14 protein-coding genes are annotated in these 19,124 nt (G+C 40.2%); 8 read left to right on the top strand and 6 right to left on the bottom strand.

The features are described from left to right. The first annotated feature begins 77 nt into the window (after positions 1-77). Positions 78-1,277: a Bcr/CflA family efflux MFS transporter gene (locus AN395_RS11810; protein ID WP_054983112.1), complete on the top strand. Its 1,200-nt coding sequence runs from the start codon at positions 78-80 to the stop codon at positions 1,275-1,277. A gap of 28 nt (positions 1,278-1,305) precedes the next feature. Here the strand turns inward: AN395_RS11810 and grpE are convergent, their stop codons facing one another. Then, a complete protein-coding gene (gene grpE, locus AN395_RS11805) occupies positions 1,306-1,920 on the bottom strand; it encodes a nucleotide exchange factor GrpE (RefSeq protein ID WP_054983111.1) in 615 nt (204 codons plus the stop codon). Positions 1,921-1,978: 58 nt separating this feature from the next. Continuing rightward, on the bottom strand, positions 1,979-2,944 hold the full coding sequence (locus AN395_RS11800) for an HrcA family transcriptional regulator (protein WP_054983110.1): 966 nt from the start codon (positions 2,942-2,944) through the stop codon (positions 1,979-1,981). 284 nt (positions 2,945-3,228) lie between these two features. Here AN395_RS11800 and nadK point away from each other — a divergent pair, with 284 nt between their 5' ends. From nadK to recN, 3 genes are all read left to right on the top strand, one after another. After that, positions 3,229-4,113: an NAD(+) kinase gene (gene nadK, locus AN395_RS11795; protein ID WP_004588103.1), complete on the top strand. Its 885-nt coding sequence runs from the start codon at positions 3,229-3,231 to the stop codon at positions 4,111-4,113. Between the two features lie 75 nt (positions 4,114-4,188). Then, entirely contained in the window at positions 4,189-4,755 is a 567-nt protein-coding gene (locus AN395_RS11790) for a hypothetical protein (RefSeq protein WP_054983109.1), read from the top strand. 75 nt (positions 4,756-4,830) lie between these two features. Beyond that, the gene (gene recN / locus AN395_RS11785; RefSeq protein WP_054983108.1) at positions 4,831-6,504 is read left to right on the top strand and encodes a DNA repair protein RecN; all 1,674 of its coding nucleotides are present in this window, start codon (positions 4,831-4,833) and stop codon (positions 6,502-6,504) included. Between the two features lie 361 nt (positions 6,505-6,865). Here the strand turns inward: recN and AN395_RS11775 are convergent, their stop codons facing one another. Then, positions 6,866-7,885 carry a GGDEF domain-containing protein gene (locus AN395_RS11775; RefSeq protein WP_235576574.1) on the bottom strand — a complete coding sequence of 340 codons (1,020 nt, stop codon included), beginning with the start codon at positions 7,883-7,885 and terminating at the stop codon, positions 6,866-6,868. Between the two features lie 571 nt (positions 7,886-8,456). Here AN395_RS11775 and AN395_RS19650 point away from each other — a divergent pair. After that, entirely contained in the window at positions 8,457-8,726 is a 270-nt protein-coding gene (locus AN395_RS19650) for a hypothetical protein (protein ID WP_054983106.1), read from the top strand. 40 nt (positions 8,727-8,766) lie between these two features. Then, positions 8,767-8,997, top strand: a complete 231-nt coding sequence (locus AN395_RS19645; RefSeq protein ID WP_235576573.1) for a hypothetical protein — start codon at positions 8,767-8,769, stop codon at positions 8,995-8,997. Between the two features lie 59 nt (positions 8,998-9,056). Here the strand turns inward: AN395_RS19645 and AN395_RS11760 are convergent, their stop codons facing one another. The 3 genes from AN395_RS11760 to AN395_RS11750 form a co-directional block, all read right to left on the bottom strand. Next, positions 9,057-10,472, bottom strand: a complete 1,416-nt coding sequence (locus tag AN395_RS11760) for an FAD-dependent oxidoreductase (protein ID WP_004588108.1) — start codon at positions 10,470-10,472, stop codon at positions 9,057-9,059. Between the two features lie 9 nt (positions 10,473-10,481). Beyond that, a complete protein-coding gene (gene gltB / locus AN395_RS11755) occupies positions 10,482-14,939 on the bottom strand; it encodes a glutamate synthase large subunit (protein ID WP_054983104.1) in 4,458 nt (1,485 codons plus the stop codon). Between the two features lie 846 nt (positions 14,940-15,785). After that, positions 15,786-16,124 (bottom strand): Grx4 family monothiol glutaredoxin, encoded by a 339-nt coding sequence (locus AN395_RS11750; protein WP_004588110.1) that lies wholly within the window; start codon positions 16,122-16,124, stop codon positions 15,786-15,788. A gap of 267 nt (positions 16,125-16,391) precedes the next feature. On the opposite strand from AN395_RS11750, the gene AN395_RS11745 reads away from it, so the two are divergent. Continuing rightward, positions 16,392-16,973 carry a Fe-Mn family superoxide dismutase gene (locus tag AN395_RS11745; protein WP_004588111.1) on the top strand — a complete coding sequence of 194 codons (582 nt, stop codon included), beginning with the start codon at positions 16,392-16,394 and terminating at the stop codon, positions 16,971-16,973. Between the two features lie 209 nt (positions 16,974-17,182). Then, positions 17,183-19,105, top strand: a complete 1,923-nt coding sequence (locus AN395_RS11740) for a PrkA family serine protein kinase (RefSeq protein ID WP_054983103.1) — start codon at positions 17,183-17,185, stop codon at positions 19,103-19,105. Positions 19,106-19,124: the final 19 nt, after the last annotated feature.

Genomic DNA, 19,124 nt, shown 5'->3' with positions numbered 1-19,124 from the left:
CAGACAAACTAAGTTTATACCCTTGCATAGCCCTGTTACACTATAAGCCTTGTTTTTAGTGAATGTTGAGTGACTACATGGACGCCTCGGCCTCGTCTTTTAATACCCGAATTTTGTTACCTTTGTTAGCCAGTATTGTTGCTATTACGCCGCTGGCTATAGACATGTACTTACCGGCCATGTTGGTTATTGCGAACGATTTACAAACCACTATGCCAAATGTACAAATTTCGCTAAGTATTTATTTGGCTGGCTACTCGCTAGGCATGTTATTTTTTGGCCCTATTGCCGATCAACTCGGACGACGAAAACTAGCCCGTATTGGCTTAACCTTATTTGGTGCAAGCTCTTTTGCGCTGGCTTTTACCACCGAAATACACACCTTTTGGGTACTTAGAGCCGTGCAAGCATTTACCGGCGCGGCAGCTACGGTGGTTGTGCCTGGCGTAATTAGGCATATTTATCAAAAAAACACCGCTAAAGGCATGTCGTATGTATCTATGATTATGATGGTAGCGCCCTTAGTTGCCCCCTCTGTGGGGTCGTTTATTTTAGGGTTCTCGGTATGGTCAACCATATTTTTGGTTCTTGCTGCCTATAGCTTTTTAATTTTAGCGTTTGTACAAGTGTATTTAATTGATATCCCCATTCATAAAAATGAGAAAAAAGGCCTAGCCTTGTTTTTCGACAGCTATAAAACGGTACTTAGTAATAAAGATGCACGTGCAGACATATTAAGCTCTATGTTTGTCTCGTTTGGCTTTTTTTGCTTTTTAACCTCAGTGCCTTTTGTATACTTAGATTTATATAATGTATCTGAGGAATTATTTGGTATTTTATTCGCATTTAATGTCATGGCACTTATGTGTGGTAACTTTTTAAATACCCGAATTGTACCAAGAATTGGCTCTCGAAAAATGCTGTACATAGGGCTTGTATGTGGCTTTGCCTCTGGGCTGGCACTGCTTACGTTTAGCTTGTTGCAGCTTTCTTTATATTACATTGTAGCGGCCATTGCGCCTTTAATGATGAGCCTAGGGGTAACAGCAAGCAATGCTGATTCCTTAATATTAATGAAGTTTGAAAAAAACACCGGTACCGCCACCGCTGTTATTGGAACGCTGCGCTTTGGCAGTGGCGCGCTCGTTGGCCCATTGCTGGCGGTGGTGCATGCAAAAAGTGCAGTGCCGTTTTCAAGCTTAATGTTTAGCGCCGTGCTATTAACTATGCTGGTGCAGTTAATCCATTATAAAATAGACAAAAAAAATGCCTCATAATGAGGCATTTTTTATAAACAGTGACTAATTAAGCGTCTGCTGCTTTAGATACCATAACCATTGCAGGGCGTAATAAACGACCATTTAATGTGTATCCTTTTTGCATTACTGCAAGTACCGTGTTTGGTGAAACATCGTTACTTGGTTGGATAGACATTGCTTGGTGGAATTCTGGATTAAATTGCTCACCTTGTGGGTTAACAATTTCAACGCCAAACTTTGCAACCGCATCGTTAAAGCTTTTAACTGTCATATCAATACCTTCAAGCAATGGCTTTAAGGTTTCATTTTCTTTATCAGAAAACTCAATAGCACGCTCAAGGTTATCGATTACTGGAAGTAATTCGTTAGCAAACTTTTCCAGTGCAAATTTATGTGCTTTTTCTACATCTTGTGCAGCACGACGACGAATGTTATCTACATCTGCGGCGGCGCGTACAACGCTGTCTTTTTGATCCGCAATGGTTTGCTTTGCGGTTTCAAGCTCTGCGTATAGCATTGCAATTTCAGCTTCAGGGCTTTGCTCTTGGTCTGCTTCGTGTTGCTCTGCGGCTTCTACTGCTGCTTCAACATCAGCTTCCATTTGAGCTACTTCTTCGTTTAGTTCTACTTCTTGCTCTGGGTTTTGTGTCTGCTCAGACATAAAATACGTGCTCCAATTCTTTACAACTGCGGTAATTATGGGGATTGAATAAAAAGATTCAAGAGTTAGATGGCTCTAATAATTTAAATTCTTGGATTAATTGTTCAATTTGCGCCGATTTAGGACAAATTACGCAAAAGCGGCTTTGATACTCTTGATTTTGAAAGTACGGCACACTAATTACTATTAGCTCATTACACTCTGTAAACGGTAAGTTTTCAGTGTTTAAAACTGATACCCCGTTTTTAAATGCGAGTTTATCTTCGACAAAATTTAAAAATGAAACGCCAATATTTAAGCTTTGTTCGCAATCGACCTTTTTATATAAATAGTTTTCGCCTACTACAATACTGTTATCTGATCCAAGCTTATGACTAAGCTGGCGCGTCCACTGTGTCAGTGAGTCATGGCAATTACGCGGTGCGGTGTTTGCCATTGCTTGCATTCTGTACAAACCTTCCATTAAGGTTTGTTGGCTAAATACTGTGTTTAACCAAGTTGCAAATTGATAACGCACGGCATCTGAGGAATCATCAGGTTTGTTGATACAAATATTATGGCTTTGCCCTGCTCTATCTATTAGCAGTACAAGCCAATCGTTAGAATCAAACTCAAGCACTTCTACTCTAAACACTTGTTGTGAGCTTGCTTGGGGTAAGCCTACACAACAACATACTTGGTACTTTTTACTTAATCCATGGGCCAGCTCCACAAGTTGTGCTTGTTGTGGCTGCCAGTAATTAGCTATTTCAGCTAACGGAAAAAACTCATCAAACCAATAATCAAACCCTTGGTTTGTAGGCACACGCCCTGCCGATGTATGAGGGGAATATAACAAGCCTACTTTTTCAAGTCGCGCCATAGCATTTCGTACCGTGGCAGAACAAACCGCCATGCCTTTTTGCTTCGCTATTTTTGTTGATGGAACGGGTAACCCTTCACCATTACAATAAAGGCTCATCACTGCTGAAAAAATTTGTTGATCTCGAGGGTTTATATTCATGTTATCTACATCTTGTTGCATGAAAGAGATATCGGGGCAGTTAAAACAAATTCAAGCCTAAAGCACGCTTTAAGTGAATATGTTGTTGCATGCATTACAGTAAAACACTGCTGCAACTATTTTTAAGCATTAAATACAAAAATTAAAGGGGTAATTTAATCTGTTGAGCCAATAATCAGCTCTTAGGTGAGCTTGGCAATATACAGGCGTAATTGAATCATTATCATATTGGTAAATCTGTGTTTTCAAACACTTCTGTTTTGAGTTACCCTACAAAAATATTATTACTTTTTATTGCAGCCGTTATGCACTCACCGTTTAAAACTATTGGCCTTATAGGTAAACCAAACCACCCTAAAGCTGCGGCTACGTTACAGCGTTTACATACTTTTTTATCGGCTCTTGGCTTTACCGTGATTGTAGAAAAGCGCACCGGTGGGCAGTTATCGGATGTCCCTGATACTCATCAAGTTGACCTTGTTAGCTTAGGCGAGCAAGCCGACCTTGCTATTGTTGTAGGGGGTGATGGCAATATGCTTGGTGCTGCTCGCGTACTGGCACGCTTTGACGTAGCTGTAATAGGCGTAAACAGAGGTAATTTAGGGTTTTTAACCGACTTAAACCCAGAGGGCTTTGAAGGTAGCCTAGAGCAAGTGTTAAGCGGCGAATATTTAGAAGAAAAACGCTTTTTGCTCGAGGTAGAAGTATATCGCCATAACGAACTTAAAAGTGCAAATTCAGCCGTTAACGAAGCAGTGCTACATGCCGACAAAGTTGCCCACATGATTGAGTTTGAAGCTTTTATTAATAATGACTTTGTGTTTTCTCAGCGCTCTGATGGCTTAATTGTATCAACCCCTACCGGCTCTACGGCTTATTCTTTATCGGGTGGCGGGCCCATTTTAACACCTGAGCTTAATGCAATTTCGTTAGTGCCTATGTTTCCGCATACATTATCAAGCAGACCCTTAGTGGTTGATGCTGATAACGAAGTACGCTTAAAGTTAAGCCTTGAGAACACCGACAGCTTACAAGTCAGTTGCGATAGCCATGTTGTACTTGCCGTTTTACCCGGCGATGAAGTGGTTATTAAAAAAGCCGACAGAAAACTGCGCTTAATTCACCCAAAAAACTACTCTTACTACAACGTTTTACGTACTAAACTTAATTGGGGCAGCCGTTTATACTAATTTTATTGCCAAGCGTAGTGCTTTAGCGCAAAATACAAGACAAATAAAAATTAATCAAACTAGGAATATCTAGCAATGACTTACGTTGTTATCTTTGCTTTGTTACTACTTATCACATTGCTTGGCGTTTATATTAGAATTGAAAACAATAGAAAAAAAGCATTAGAAATCAAGAAAAAACAATTTAACGAACGTGTTGCCCAAGTAAGCACTCGCCTAAAAGCCAAGCTTAATAGCTTATTAGAAGCTAAAATAATAAGACCTAAGTATGTAGCGCAAATACAGGCAATTGTGACCAATTTTTTTGTGGTTCAGCCCCATACTGATGAAAACCTGCAACATTTAGAAGATATTAACGACAGCTTAGTGAGCACGCTTTCGATAGAGTTTCAAAAAGCACTGCAAAGTGAAAACGCCCAAGCGCTACAAGATAATATACAGTACTTTGTGAGTGAGTTACCCCAACAAGGCATACTATATAATAAAGCGTTTTATCATGAAATTTTACCCTCATTGATTGTACAAATTAAAACTGACACACCTGAAAACCCAAGCGAAAGCCTTGAAAATACTAACGAAACCCCTTCTGATGAAAGTACTGACTCTGATAGTCAGTTTTCTCAAAATGCGAGTGTTGCTTAAAAAGTAAAAAATTAATTTGCAAAAAACCTAAACACTGTATAAATTAACAGTTAATTCACTGGATGGATGAACAGTATGTTAATTGGTTTAGAAATTAAAAATTTTGCAATTGTAAGTAACTTAAGCACTGAGTGGCATAACGGCATGACGGCGATCACGGGTGAAACCGGCGCGGGTAAATCGATTGCCATTGATGCACTTTCACTGTGTTTAGGCGAGCGCGCTGAAGCGTCGGCGGTTCGCCCTGGCACAGATAAAGCAGAAGTGTGCGCACAATTTGATTTAACTGCCCTCCCTCTTGCTAAAGCATTTTTAGAACAACACATGCTAACGAGTAACGACAACGAATGCCTACTTAGACGCGTTGTATGTAAAAATGGCCGCAGCAAAAGCTATATTAATGGCAGCGCTGTTACAGCAGCTCAACTTAAAGAGCTGGGACAGTATTTAATTTCTATACACGGACAGCACGCTCATCAGCACCTTTTAAAAGCTGAACACCAGCTGCAACTGCTAGACGCCTACGCAGGCCACAACCAGCTTGTAAAAGCGGTTAGCCAAAGCTTTAAATTATATGCAAACCTGCAAAAAGAATTTAAACAGCTTGAGCAACAGCAATTACAACAAGCCGCTCAAAAACAATTACTCGAATACCAAGTTGCCGAATTAGATGAGTTTGCCTTACAAGACGGCGAGTTTGAACAAATAGAGGCCGAACATTACAAGCTAAGTAACAGCCAAACCATTTTAGAAGCCTGCCAGCGCGAACTTCAGCATTTATACGAAAGTGATGAGCAAAATGCCTGTTCAATGCTGCAACACAGCGCTCAACAATTTGCCGAGCTTGCAAATTATGACGAAAGCTTAGCAAGTGTAGCTGCATTATTAGATGAAGCCGCAGTGCAAGTTGAAGAAGCAAGCAGAGAAGTAAGAAACTACGCAGAGCAAGCCGACTTAGACCCTGCTAGATTAACAGAAGTAGAAGCACGCTTAAGTGGCGCGATGGACTTAGCCCGTAAGCATCATATAAAGCCTCAAGAGCTGGTTGAGTTTCATCAAGGTTTAACACAAGAACTAGAATCAATTAGTAACAATAGCTCACGTTTGGCGCAATTAGACGATGAAATAACTAATGCGCTAAGTGCATACCAGCACGCCAGTGAACAGCTAAGCGAAAGTCGCCATAAATATGCTAATACATTAAATCAATTAATTAGTGAAAGCATGGCTAATTTATCGATGGAAAATGGGGTCTTTGAAATTCAGCTTACCCAAGAAGCTGAGCGCCAACCCAATGCATTAGGTTTTGATAGCGTCTCGTTTTTGGTATCTACTAATCCTGGGCAGCCATTACAACCTTTAGCTAAAGTTGCCTCGGGTGGTGAGCTGTCGCGTATTAGCCTTGCCATACAGGTGATCATTGCCCAAAAAGTGACAACACCAACGCTTATTTTTGACGAAGTGGATGTAGGTATATCAGGTCCTACCGCCTCCTCTGTAGGGAAGTTACTACGCCAACTAGGAAAATCAACACAGGTTATTTGTGTAACCCATTTACCCCAGGTTGCAAGTAGTGCGCATCAGCAGTTTTTTGTAGCAAAAGAAATAGCACAAGGCGAGACCTTTACTCAAATGCTCAGCCTAAATAAAGATGGCCGTATTAATGAAATTGCACGCTTACTTGGTGGCGATAATATAAGTAAAACCGCTAAAGCAAATGCTAAAGAGCTTATTATGGCGCACGCCTAAGTTATACTTTTGCTACAACAGTGGAGAGACGTTTTAAATGCAAAGCATGCTGATAAATTTTTGCCATGTTACTGGGTGGCTACTTGTTGTTTTGAGTTTTTTGCTTATTGGGTTTAGTAAGTTTAAGCACGCAGAATTTAAGCTAAAACTCTTTAGCTTTTTAAAACTTATATTGGTTTATCAAGTAACGGTGAGTGTTTGGCAGTGGTTTATTATTGGCAACATAGTGGCCAATAATCAATGGTTACTTTTATTAGCACAGATACTGTGCAGTGCAATGTGCTATTTAAGTTTACAGCGGCGAAAAAGTAAAAGCCGCCCCAACCTTGATAGTTTTTCTATGGATTAACTAACACAAGCGTTAAGAGCAAGTTCTATTTTTACCTTGCTCTTTTGCTTTGTATAATCGCTCGTCGGCCAGCTTTATGTCTTGGGCTATGGTTGTATCTAACTGGCTTTGCACAAGCCCCATACTTATAGTTAATACCACCGATTTTCCATTCATGCGCACTGGATTTTTTTGTAATTCGGCATGAATTTTTTCTGCAATACTGTGCCCCTGATCTTTGTCGCTGTTAGGTAGTGCAATTAAAAACTCTTCACCGCCCCACCGAGAAGCAATGCCTTGCTTTGGCATGCTCTTTTTTAAAATATTGGCAAGTTGGGTTAACGCTTCATCACCAAAGTCGTGGCCGTAGTTATCATTAATGTTTTTGAAATTATCAACATCAGCTAGCAAAATTACATACGGCTGCTTAGTTTTTTTATGATGATGTTTAAGCTCAGCAAGTTCTTTCATCATAAAACGTCTGTTAGGTAAATCAGTTAAATGATCTATTGTGGCAAGGCGCTCATTTTTTTGACTCAGCGCGACTATTTTTTCATTGTATTTTTCGCGTGAGCGCTCATAAAAACCACTTAATAAAGCAACAATAATAAAAGAAATGACCACCCTTAGTGGAAGTGCTTCAGGCTGATAATCATAAATATTAAAGTTATCTGTAATAATAAAGCCGGCGATCACGGCAAATAAAAAGGCAACAATATCAAATGTTCCTTTTTTAAGGCCTCTAATAGAGTAAGTCACCGGTGATACAATAAATATCCAAATTGGCCCAGTACCTTCAGCTCCGCCCGAGATCACTAAATACAGCATTAAACAGTAAAGGTTATATAAAATGGTGGTCGCTGATTTTTCGACTGCGCGGTAAAGACTAAAAGCCCACGCATAAAAACCAGCTGAAACTAGCAGCATAATACCAAGCACTACATCAGCATTAGACAATGCATTACACGCCATAGCGAAGGTAGCTATAAATCCGATGGTCGAAAAAAAGCGAACAATTAGCTTTCTTTCTCTGTTGTCTGAGTATGCATTCATATTATTATTTTTTATTTGCAAGCGAGCTTTAAAAGCTCATTATTCGGGGATTAAAAAAAGAAGTTAAAAGCAAGTGTGTACTGAAAAAATATTTTAAGCAAGATTTACACATTATTTATTGATTAACAGTAAAGCTTTAATACTTTTTTATTTGATAATATGTAATAAAAAGCAAGTATTTAGCACTATAGCATAAAATAATATCGGAGCAGTTATTTAGGCTATTAGATTAGAGGGCATCATGATTCACCCTCCCTTGAGTTGGACAATCTTTATTCTTGAAAACTCAATTTTTGAACAGAACGAGCTTTAATACAACGCTTAAATTGATGCTCAGTTATCGCTCATAGAACAAGAGAATAAATGTATTTTTTATGTTCTGATAAAACAATTTTGAAATTAAATTAACTTTAAGTTTAACTATTTAGGCTTGATAAAAGAAGGTTTTTTGGTCATTATTTACCTTAATCAGGGATGAGTACGGTTATTGTATTGTAGGATTCCATGGTAATTACACGCTTCATTGAAAATAATGAAACATAGGATAGAACAATAACTTTAAGGATTAAAAATGAATAAGTTTACTCTTATTATTCCTGCACTAATAGTGCTAACAGGATGCAAAAGTAATGATATTACCCGAGCTGTAAAAGATGGCATTAACGGCGCTGTAAATGGTGTATCAAGTTCTACAAACCAATCAATAACATCATCTAATCAAAGCTCTTATACCACTACCCAAACAAAAGTTTACCCCCATGAAGCAACTAAAGAGTCTAGAGACTATGGCCAAATCCAAGTAATAAAAACGGCAGCTAATCCAAACAAACAAACAAACTAGAGTCGCAATCAATAAATGTTTACACCCACGCGTGGGACAAGTGAAATGTTCAGCATACATGCATGAAATTAGCCCTGAAGGCTGGGTAGTTGACGCTCAAAACAACCGTATTTGGCTCGAAACAAGATCAAATCATTACGACAAGGTAGTTCCTTCTGGTAATTACTACATGAAAGTAAAAACCGAAGGCGTCGCAAAAGAAAGTTACGCAGTTGGTGATATTAATATAGTACCGTTCGTTACTAATTACGTTGACATAACATTCGAATAAAACAAACAAAAAAGCAAGCCACTTGGCTTGCTTTTAAAATTATTTAGAAGAACAAATAATTAAACCTCTAAATAATCCATAATACCTTCAGCAGCGTTACGCCCTTCAAAAATAGCCGTTACCACTAAATCAGAGCCTCGCACTATATCACCACCTGCAAATATTTTCGGATTAGTTGTTTGATGAGTAAATTCACCTTGCTCTGGTGCGTTAATGCCGCCCCAGTGGTTAATTTCTACATCATACTTTTCTAACCAGTCCATTTTGTGTGGTTTAAAGCCAAACGCCATAATAACCTGGTCTGCCTCAAGTACGTGCTCAGAGCCTGGTACAACTTCTGCTCGGCTACGGCCGTTTTCATCAGGCTCACCCAGTTGTGTTTTAACCATTTTAACGCCTGCAACATGACCATTATCATCAAGTACAATACCCGTTGGCTGTACATTAAAGGTAAAGTTTACACCTTCTTCTTTAGCGTTTTTAACTTCACGCTTAGAGCCAGGCATATTTTCTTCATCACGACGATAAGCACAAGTTACTTTAGCTGCATTTTGGCGAATAGACGTTCGCACACAGTCCATCGCGGTATCACCACCGCCAAGTACCACAACCTTTTGATTCGCCATATCAATGCACGCTTGGTTTTTTTCATCGTAACCCATAACGCGATTTGTGTTACCAATTAAAAATGGCAGTGCGTCGTGTACGCCTGGCGCATCTTCGTTTTCAAGACCAGCACGCATACTCTGATACGTACCTACACCTAAAAATACCGCGTCGTAGTCAGCTAAAATTTCGTCCATAGTGATATCTACACCCACTTCAACGTTTAGCTTAAATTCCACACCCATTTCGGTGAAAATTTCACGGCGCTTTTGCATTACTTCTTTTTCAAGTTTAAAAGAAGGGATACCAAAAGTAAGTAATCCGCCAATTTCTGGGTGACGGTCAAAAACCACTGGCTTTACACCGTTACGTACTAAAATATCTGCACACCCTAAACCAGCCGGACCCGCACCAATAATAGCCACTTTTTTATCCGTCCATGTCACGTATGACATGTCTGGTTTCCAGCCCATTTTAAATGCGGTATCGGTAATGTATTTTTCAATATTACCTATCGTTACTGCGCCAAACTCTTCATCAAGCGTACATGAACCTTCACACAGTCTGTCTTGTGGACATACGCGTCCACACACTTCAGGCAAGCTATTTGTACGATGAGAAAGCTCAGCCGCTTCTAAAATACGGCCAGTTCTAATTAATTTTAACCACTGCGGAATGTAGTTATGCACTGGGCATTTCCATTCACAGTAAGGGTTACCACAATCTAAACAACGGTCAGCTTGTGAATTTACCTGATTCTCAGAAAAGGGTTCGTAAATTTCCACGAAAGATTTTTTACGCGACGAGATTGGTTTTTTGCGCGGATCAACACGCTGCACGTCTATAAATTGATATACATTTTCGCTCATACTGCCCCCTTATTGCGCTTGAACACGAAGTTCTGCGCTACTTCGAGCGCGGTGCCCGAGTAAACTTTTTACATCACTTGATTTTGGTTTTACTAGTTTGAACATAGGTAAGTACAGTTCAAAATTAGCTAAAATGGTTTCTGCTCTACATGAACCCGTAAGCTCTAAATGCTCGGCAATTAGGCCACGTAAATGCTCTTGGTGCGAACTTAAATCATCAAGTGTTACTACTTCTACAAGCTCTGGATTAATGCGTTTTTCAAAGTCACTTCGCTCATCTAAAATATAAGCAAAACCACCTGTCATACCCGCACCAAAGTTAACGCCTACATTACCTAGCACGCATACAACGCCGCCAGTCATGTATTCACAGCCGTTATCACCTACGCCTTCAACAACGGCTTGCACGCCAGAGTTACGCACTGCAAAACGCTCACCAGCACAGCCTGCGGCAAATAACTTACCACCCGTAGCACCGTACAAACATGTGTTACCAGCAATAGTCGCTTTATGACTTTCAAACGATGATCCCAGTGGTGGGCGTATAACAAGCTTACCACCAGCCATGCCTTTACCCACGTAGTCGTTTGCATCGCCAATAAGGGTCATTTCAAGGCCACCGGCATTCCAAACACCAAATGATTGCCCTGCTGTACCATGTAGCTCAATAGATACTGGATCTGCAGCCATACCTTGGTTGCCATGCTTAGAGGCTATGTAACCCGACAGCATTGCGCCCACTGAACGGTCTGTATTACATATGCGGCTCACGAGCGAAATACCCGATGAGGAATCAATCGCTTGTTGCGCTTTACCTAGTAACGTTTCGTTAAGTTCACCTAAATAATGCGAGCTATTTGGTGCGCTGCAAAATAAGGTTTCGCCCGTTGGGTTATTTGGCTGAGCAATTACAGACGATAAATCTATTTTCTTTTGCTTCGCTGTTTTACCTTCAATCGCTTCTAATAAGTCTAAACGACCAATTAAGTCAGTTAGATTAGCAACACCTAAGCTTGCCATAATTTCACGTGCTTCTTGAGCTATAAACTTAAAGTAGTTCATCGCCATTTCTGGTAAGCCGTGGTAATGCTTTTGACGAAGTGTTTCATCTTGCGTTGCAACACCGGTCGCACAGTTATTTAAATGACAAATACGTAAGTATTTACAACCTAGCGCCACCATTGGGCCTGTACCAAAGCCAAAGCTTTCTGCACCTAAAATAGCGGCTTTAATGATATCTAAACCTGTTTTTAAACCACCATCTGTTTGCAGGCGAATACGGTGACGAAGACCATTTTCAACAAGCGCTTGCTGGGTTTCTGCAAGGCCAAGCTCCCACGGGCTACCCGCGTATTTAACTGACGTTAATGGGCTAGCACCGGTACCACCATCGTAACCTGAGATAGTAATTAAGTCGGCGTACGCTTTAGCTACACCTGTGGCAATTGTGCCTACACCCGGCTCAGATACTAACTTCACCGATATCATCGCTTCTGGGTTTACTTGTTTTAAATCGAATATTAGCTGGGCTAAATCTTCAATTGAGTAAATATCGTGATGCGGTGGTGGTGAAATTAATGTTACACCGGGTACCGAATAACGAAGTTTTGCAATATACGGCGTTACTTTTTCGCCTGGTAATTGCCCGCCTTCGCCAGGTTTAGCACCCTGCGCCACTTTAATTTGAATTACATCAGCATTACGAAGGTAGTGCGGCGTTACACCAAAACGACCCGAGGCAACTTGTTTAATACGTGAGTTTTTCTCGGTGTTGTAGCGCAGCTTATCTTCGCCGCCTTCACCAGAATTTGAACACCCGCCTAAGCGGTTCATTGCAATGGCAAGCGCTTCATGCGCCTCAGGCGAAAGTGCACCAATACTCATAGCTGCAGAGTCAAAGCGCTGGTATAAAAATTCAGCCGGCTCAACATCATCAATGCTAATGCCTTTTTCAGGTAATTTAAGCGCTAACATATCGCGCAGCGTTGCAATAGGACGGTTATTAACTAAATCAGCATAGGCTGCGTAGTCTTTATAATCGCCTGAACGTACGGCCTTTTGTAGCGTTTGAATAACATCTGGGTTGTAAGCGTGGTATTCACCACCGTGAACGTATTTTAATAAACCGCCATGGCTCAATAATTTACGTTTACTAAAAGCAAGTTTATGAAGCTTTTGCTGATCAATATCAAAATCGCTAAAACAGGCGCCTTTAATACGACTTGCCACACCTTTAAAGCACATTTCTACCATAGCATCAGATAGACCAACCGCTTCAAAAAGCATTGAACAACGGTACGATGCAATTGTGCTTATGCCCATCTTAGACATAATTTTGTACAAGCCTTTATTAATGGCTTTTCGGTACGAAAGCGTCACTTCGCAGTACGACTTATCAATCACTTTACTGTCGCTCATCGCAACCAGTGACTCGTATGCAAGGTATGGGTAAATTGCGGTTGCACCAAAACCAAGTAATACGGCAAATTGGTGTGCATCGCGTACGCTACCCGTTTCAATAATAATATTAGACTCACAACGTAAGTTATTATCTACTAAACGTTTTTGTACAGCACCTACCGCCATAGCAGCAGGAATTGGTAATTGGGTTTCGCTAAAGTTACGGTCAGATAAAATAAGCATTACACAGCCGGCTGCTGCTTTTTCTTGTGCAGCGTCGCAAATACGTGCAACCGCTTTTTCTAAACCTTCCTCTGCTGTGTATGTAATATCAATTTTACAGTAGCTGTAATGCTCGTCATCGGCATTTAGTAGCTGCTGCATGTCTGCATACATTAAAATTGGCGTATCAAACTGTAGGCGCTTAGCGTGGCCTGTAGTTTCATTAAATACGTTTTGCTCACTACCAATACACGTTGCCAGTGACATTACGTGGTTTTCACGCAGCGGATCAATTGGTGGGTTAGTCACTTGTGCAAACTTTTGGCGGAAGTAATCGTACAATGAACGATGCCCTTCGCTAAGTACTGCAAATGGCGTGTCATCACCCATAGAGCCTGTTGCTTCTTGACCGTTTTCACCCATTACGCGAATAACACTATCGAGCTCTTCGTTAGTGTAACCAAACATTTTTTGGTATTTAGCAAGTGTTTCGTCATCAAATGAGCGATTACCCGCATCTTGCTCGGTAAGCTCTTCAAACGGGGTTAAACGTTTAACGTTTTCTTCAAGCCATGACTTATAAGGATGACGCGATTTTAGATCTTGATCGATTTCGTCTGAGTGCCAAATTTTGCCTAATTTAGTATCAATTACTAACAGCTCACCTGGTCCTACACGGCCTTTTTCGACCACTTCATCTGCAGTGTAATCCCAAATCCCTACCTCAGAGGCAAGTGTAATAAAGCCATCTTGGGTAATAACATAGCGCGCTGGACGCAGGCCATTTCTGTCAAGGTTACAGGCTGCAAAACGCCCATCAGACATAACAATGCCCGCAGGGCCATCCCACGGTTCCATATGCATAGAGTTAAAGTCGTAAAATGCGCGTAAATCATCATCCATAGCACGGTTTTTCTGCCATGCAGGTGGCACAAGCATACGCATAGCACGGAATAAATCCATGCCACCGGCTAAAAACAGCTCCAGCATGTTATCTAAGCTTGAAGAGTCAGAGCCGGTTTCGTTTACAAACGGCGCTGCGCTTTGTAAATCAGGAATAAGTGGCGATGAAAACTTATACGAACGTGCACGAGCCCATTGGCGGTTACCTTCAATGGTATTAATTTCACCATTATGCGCTAAATACCTAAATGGTTGTGCTAAAGGCCAACGCGGCTGGGTATTAGTAGAAAAACGCTGATGGAATACACAAATAGCGCTGGTCATACGAATATCAGCTAAGTCTAAATAAAAGTTAGGCAAATCTGCAGGCATCATAAGACCTTTATAGATAGTCACTAACCCCGATAAACTCGCAATATAAAACGACTCATCCTCTGCTAAACGCTTTTCTGCACGGCGACGTGCTACATATAAACGTCGCTCTAAATCTTTAGAACGCCAACCTTCAGGCGCACTAACAAAAATTTGCTCAAAACCAGGTAATTGCTGTGTCGCAATTGGCCCTAGCATTGAAGGGTCAGTAGGCACTTCACGCCAACCGAGTATTTTAAGTGTTTCTTGTTCTAATTCTTCACATAAAACCTGTTTTGCAGCTTGTGCTAAAACGGGATCTGAATTTAAGAAAACCATGCCTACGGCGTAATTTTTACCTAAGTGCCAATTATGCTCACTCGCAATAGCACGGAAAAAACTGTCAGGTTTTTGTAGTAATAAACCACAGCCGTCACCTGTTTTACCATCGGCAGAAATACCACCGCGGTGCTGCATGCGATCAAGTCCAGTAATAGCTGTACGAATAAGCCGATGACTAGCTTGACCATTTACTTGGGCTATTAAGCCAAAGCCACAATTATCTTTTTCTAATGTTGAGTCGTATAACATAGACCCCTCCCTTGCTGCACTGTTAACGTGAATGAACTGCTCGACGATTTGCTAACAGACGCACAAAACTAGCCTCTATAGTAAATAGAGTCAATATTATTTTGAATACATATTCACATTCTTGAATATTTCTCACTTCAAGGCAAGATTTCTTTTTCACCCATAAGTTTTAACATTTAGCGCTTATTTGCGCGTTATTTTTTCATGACACTGGTGTCAATTTTAACATTTTGTAAAAACAAAGGCGTTAAAGCAATACCCTTTACGTAAACGTAAGGCACCAAAGCAATGAATAAATATTCACTTGTTTCCCACGGGTTCAGTTAACATTTAGATAGTTTAATGCGTTTTAAATAAATTAGAGGTTTAGGATCACGCTTTTTTAGCGTTCATTAGTATAGTTATTAATTGTGGTGTCGTTTTTAGTGCAGATGTAGTGAATTTTTATTTAATGCCAATTCGCTTGATTGAGCGAACTATTGTAAGGCTGGAAAAACGTGTTGATAGCTGGGCAAAAAACTCGCTATTTAGTTGTTCTAAAAAAGAATTATTTAACGCAGATAGCGACACATTTAGCCCCGTAAATTGATTACGTCTTATTGCGCATTGATATAAAACTCATATTTTAATTAAAATTCGCGCTTATATAAGTAGCTTTGTTGCTTACTTATCCTGACTAGGTGCACCTAAACAAGGAGCAAGGGCTGAGTTTGCTAACTATTGAGCACAAATTAATGGTTATAATCACCCACTGATGGGCTGACCAAGAGTTTAAGACGTAATAAAGTTATATAGGCACAAAAAAGCCACGTAAAACGTGGCTTTAATAATCTAGCAAAGTAGCAATTACTCTGCGTCAGCTTCTTTATACTTAGCTGCAGTTTCAGTGATCAGTGGCTGTAATTCACCACGTTGAAACATTTCAATGATAATGTCACAACCACCTACTAATTCGCCCTCAACCCAAAGCTGTGGGAAAGTAGGCCAATTTGCGTATGCTGGTAACTCAGCGCGAATATCTGGATTAAGTAAAATATCAACATAGGCAAATGGTTCGCCACATGACATTAGAGCTTGTGACGCTTGTGAAGAAAAACCACAATTTGGTAATTTAGGCGACCCTTTCATGTAAAGGATAATTGGGTTTTCTGAAATCTGCTGTTTAATTTTATCAATGGTTTCCATCTACAACCTCAAAATGACGATAGCTTGATATACCTAGGGCTTGAAAATAAATCATTGTGGCCACAGATATATAACTTAAAATGGGCAAATAAAGCCGCAATTGAAATAGTCTTTAGCAATAGCATTGCTGTTTGCTTAAACTTGAGTAAAATACTCAACAATTATAGTAACACTATATTTTCGTTTGGTATAGGTAAGTGGTCTGTTCTATCAGGCATTACGTACTATCAAGCGAGTTATCAACCAAAAGAAGATGGAGATAAAAAAATGGCATTTGAACTACCGTCACTACCATATGCAATTGATGCACTTGAGCCTCATATTTCACAAGAAACTCTTGAGTATCACCACGGTAAGCACCACAACACTTACGTTGTTAAATTAAACGGTTTAATTCCAGGTACTGAATTTGAAAACAAATCTTTAGAAGAGATTGTTTGTTCATCTGAAGGTGGCGTATTTAACAACGCTGCACAAATTTGGAACCACACTTTCTACTGGAACTGTCTATCTCCAAATGGCGGCGGCGAGCCAACAGGTGCTATCGCTGACGCTATTAACGCTAAATGGGGCTCTTTTGACGCGTTTAAAGATGCATTAAACGACAAAGCGGTTAATAACTTTGGTTCTAGCTGGACATGGTTAGTTAAACTAGCTGACGGTTCATTAGATATCGTAAACACGTCTAACGCAGCAACGCCGCTTACAGACGAAGGTGTTACACCAATCCTAACTGTGGATTTATGGGAACACGCTTACTACATTGATTACCGTAACGTTCGTCCTGATTACCTTAAAGGTTTTTGGGCGCTTGTTAACTGGGAATTCGCGAACGCTAACTTCGCTTAATTAGCTATTATACGCTGATTTAAAAAGACGCCTCGGCGTCTTTTTTTATGCCTTTATAAAATTCAAACCGCCTTTATACGCGCGAAATTGCTAATTTAGCCACATGATCTTTTTTCACTTAAATTTTTAATTTTATTGCACAAAAATATCAATCTCTGACTAAACTTTAAAAAGTAAGCACCTTTTTAAAGCGGGTTTCGGAGGTTATTATGACTATTTTTGAGCACTACCAAGCACGATACGAAGCAGCACAAGAAGAAGAATACAGCATTAGCGAATTTCTAGAAATTTGTAAAAATGATAAATCAGCTTATGCCAGCGCCCCTGAGCGTTTACTTATGGCAATAGGCGAGCCGCAAATGGTTGATACTGCAACCGATGCACGTTTAAGCCGGTTATTTTCTAATAGAGTGGTTGCACGCTACCCTGCCTTTGCAGACTTTTACGGCATGGAAGATGCCATAGAACAAATTGTCTCCTATCTAAAGCATGCGGCTCAAGGCCTAGAAGAATGCAAACAAGTCCTTTATTTACTCGGCCCTGTTGGGGGAGGTAAATCTTCAATTGCAGAAAAACTAAAATATTTAATGCAACAAGTGCCTATCTATTCAATTAAAGGCTCTCCGGTAAACGATCACCCGCTCAGTTTGTTTGACCCAGTAGAAGATGCCAGCGTTCTCGAAAAAGAATACGGTATTAAACCACGTTATTTAAAAACGATTATGTCGCCATGGGCTGGTAAACGATTAAAAGAATTTAACGGCGATATTAGTCAATTTAGAGTCGTCAAACGCTACCCCTCTATTTTAAATCAAATAGGTATAGCCAAAACCGAACCCGGTGATGAAAATAATCAAGATATTTCTGCATTGGTGGGCAAAGTAGATATTCGCCAGCTTGAGCACTTTGCTCAAAACGACCCCGATGCCTACGCTTACTCAGGCTCTTTATGTTTAGCAAACCAAGGTTTAATGGAGTTTGTAGAAATGTTTAAAGCCCCTATCAAGGTGCTGCATCCACTCCTTACCGCAACGCAAGAGGGTAACTACAACGGTACCGAAGGTATTAGCGCTCTGCCCTTTAACGGCATGATTTTAGCCCACTCAAATGAGTCAGAATGGCAAACATTCAAAAATAATAAAAACAATGAAGCGTTTTTAGATCGTGTTTATATTGTAAAGGTCCCTTATTGCCTGCGCGTGACCGAAGAAATAAAAATTTACGACAAACTTATTCAACATAGTGAACTTGCCAGCGCACCGTGTGCACCAGGTACGCTTAAAGCGTTAGCGCAATTTACTACCTTATCTCGATTAAAGGAGCCTGAAAACTCTAGTATTTACTCAAAAATGCGGGTCTATGATGGTGAAACCCTAAAAGATACCGACCCTAAAGCAAAGTCTTACCAGGAGTATCGTGATTACGCAGGGGTAGATGAAGGCATGACCGGCATTTCCACTCGTTTTGCTTTTAAAATTTTGTCGCGCGTATTTAATTTTGATACCACCGAGGTTGCAGCTAATCCGGTGCATTTATTTTATGTTTTGGAGCAACAAATAGAGCGTGAACAATTTAGCGCCGAAGTGGAAGAGCGCTATTTAAGTTTTTTAAAAGGCTATTTAATTCCGCAATATGTTGAGTTTATTGGTAAAGAACTACAAACCGCATATTTAGAGTCATACTCTGAATATGGCCAAAATATTTTTGACCGCTATGTGATTTATGCTGATTTTTGGATACAAGATCAAGAATACAGAGACCCAGATACAGGACAATTATTTGACCGCGCCTCGTTAAATGCAGAACTTGAAAAAATAGAAAAACCCGCCGGCATTTCTAATCCCAAAGATTTTAGGAACGAAATAGTTAACTTTGTATTACGTGCACGCGCTCACAATAATGGTAAAAACCCGTTATGGACAAGCTACGAAAAACTACGCACAGTGATTGAGAAAAAAATGTTCTCAAATACTGAAGATCTACTCCCTGTTATTTCCTTTAATACAAAAACCTCCGCTGAGGATCAACAAAAACACGAGGACTTTGTTAACCGCATGGTTGAAAAAGGCTACACGCAAAAACAAGTGCGTTTACTTTCTGAGTGGTATTTACGGGTTAGAAAATCGCAGTAACCTTCATGTAGTTTAGGGG

This window comes from Pseudoalteromonas sp. P1-30 (assembly GCF_001400005.1).
GTDB lineage: Bacteria > Pseudomonadota > Gammaproteobacteria > Enterobacterales > Alteromonadaceae > Pseudoalteromonas > Pseudoalteromonas atlantica.
Note: the sequence above shows the minus strand (reverse complement) of the source record. Positions and strands in the feature narration are given on the sequence as shown.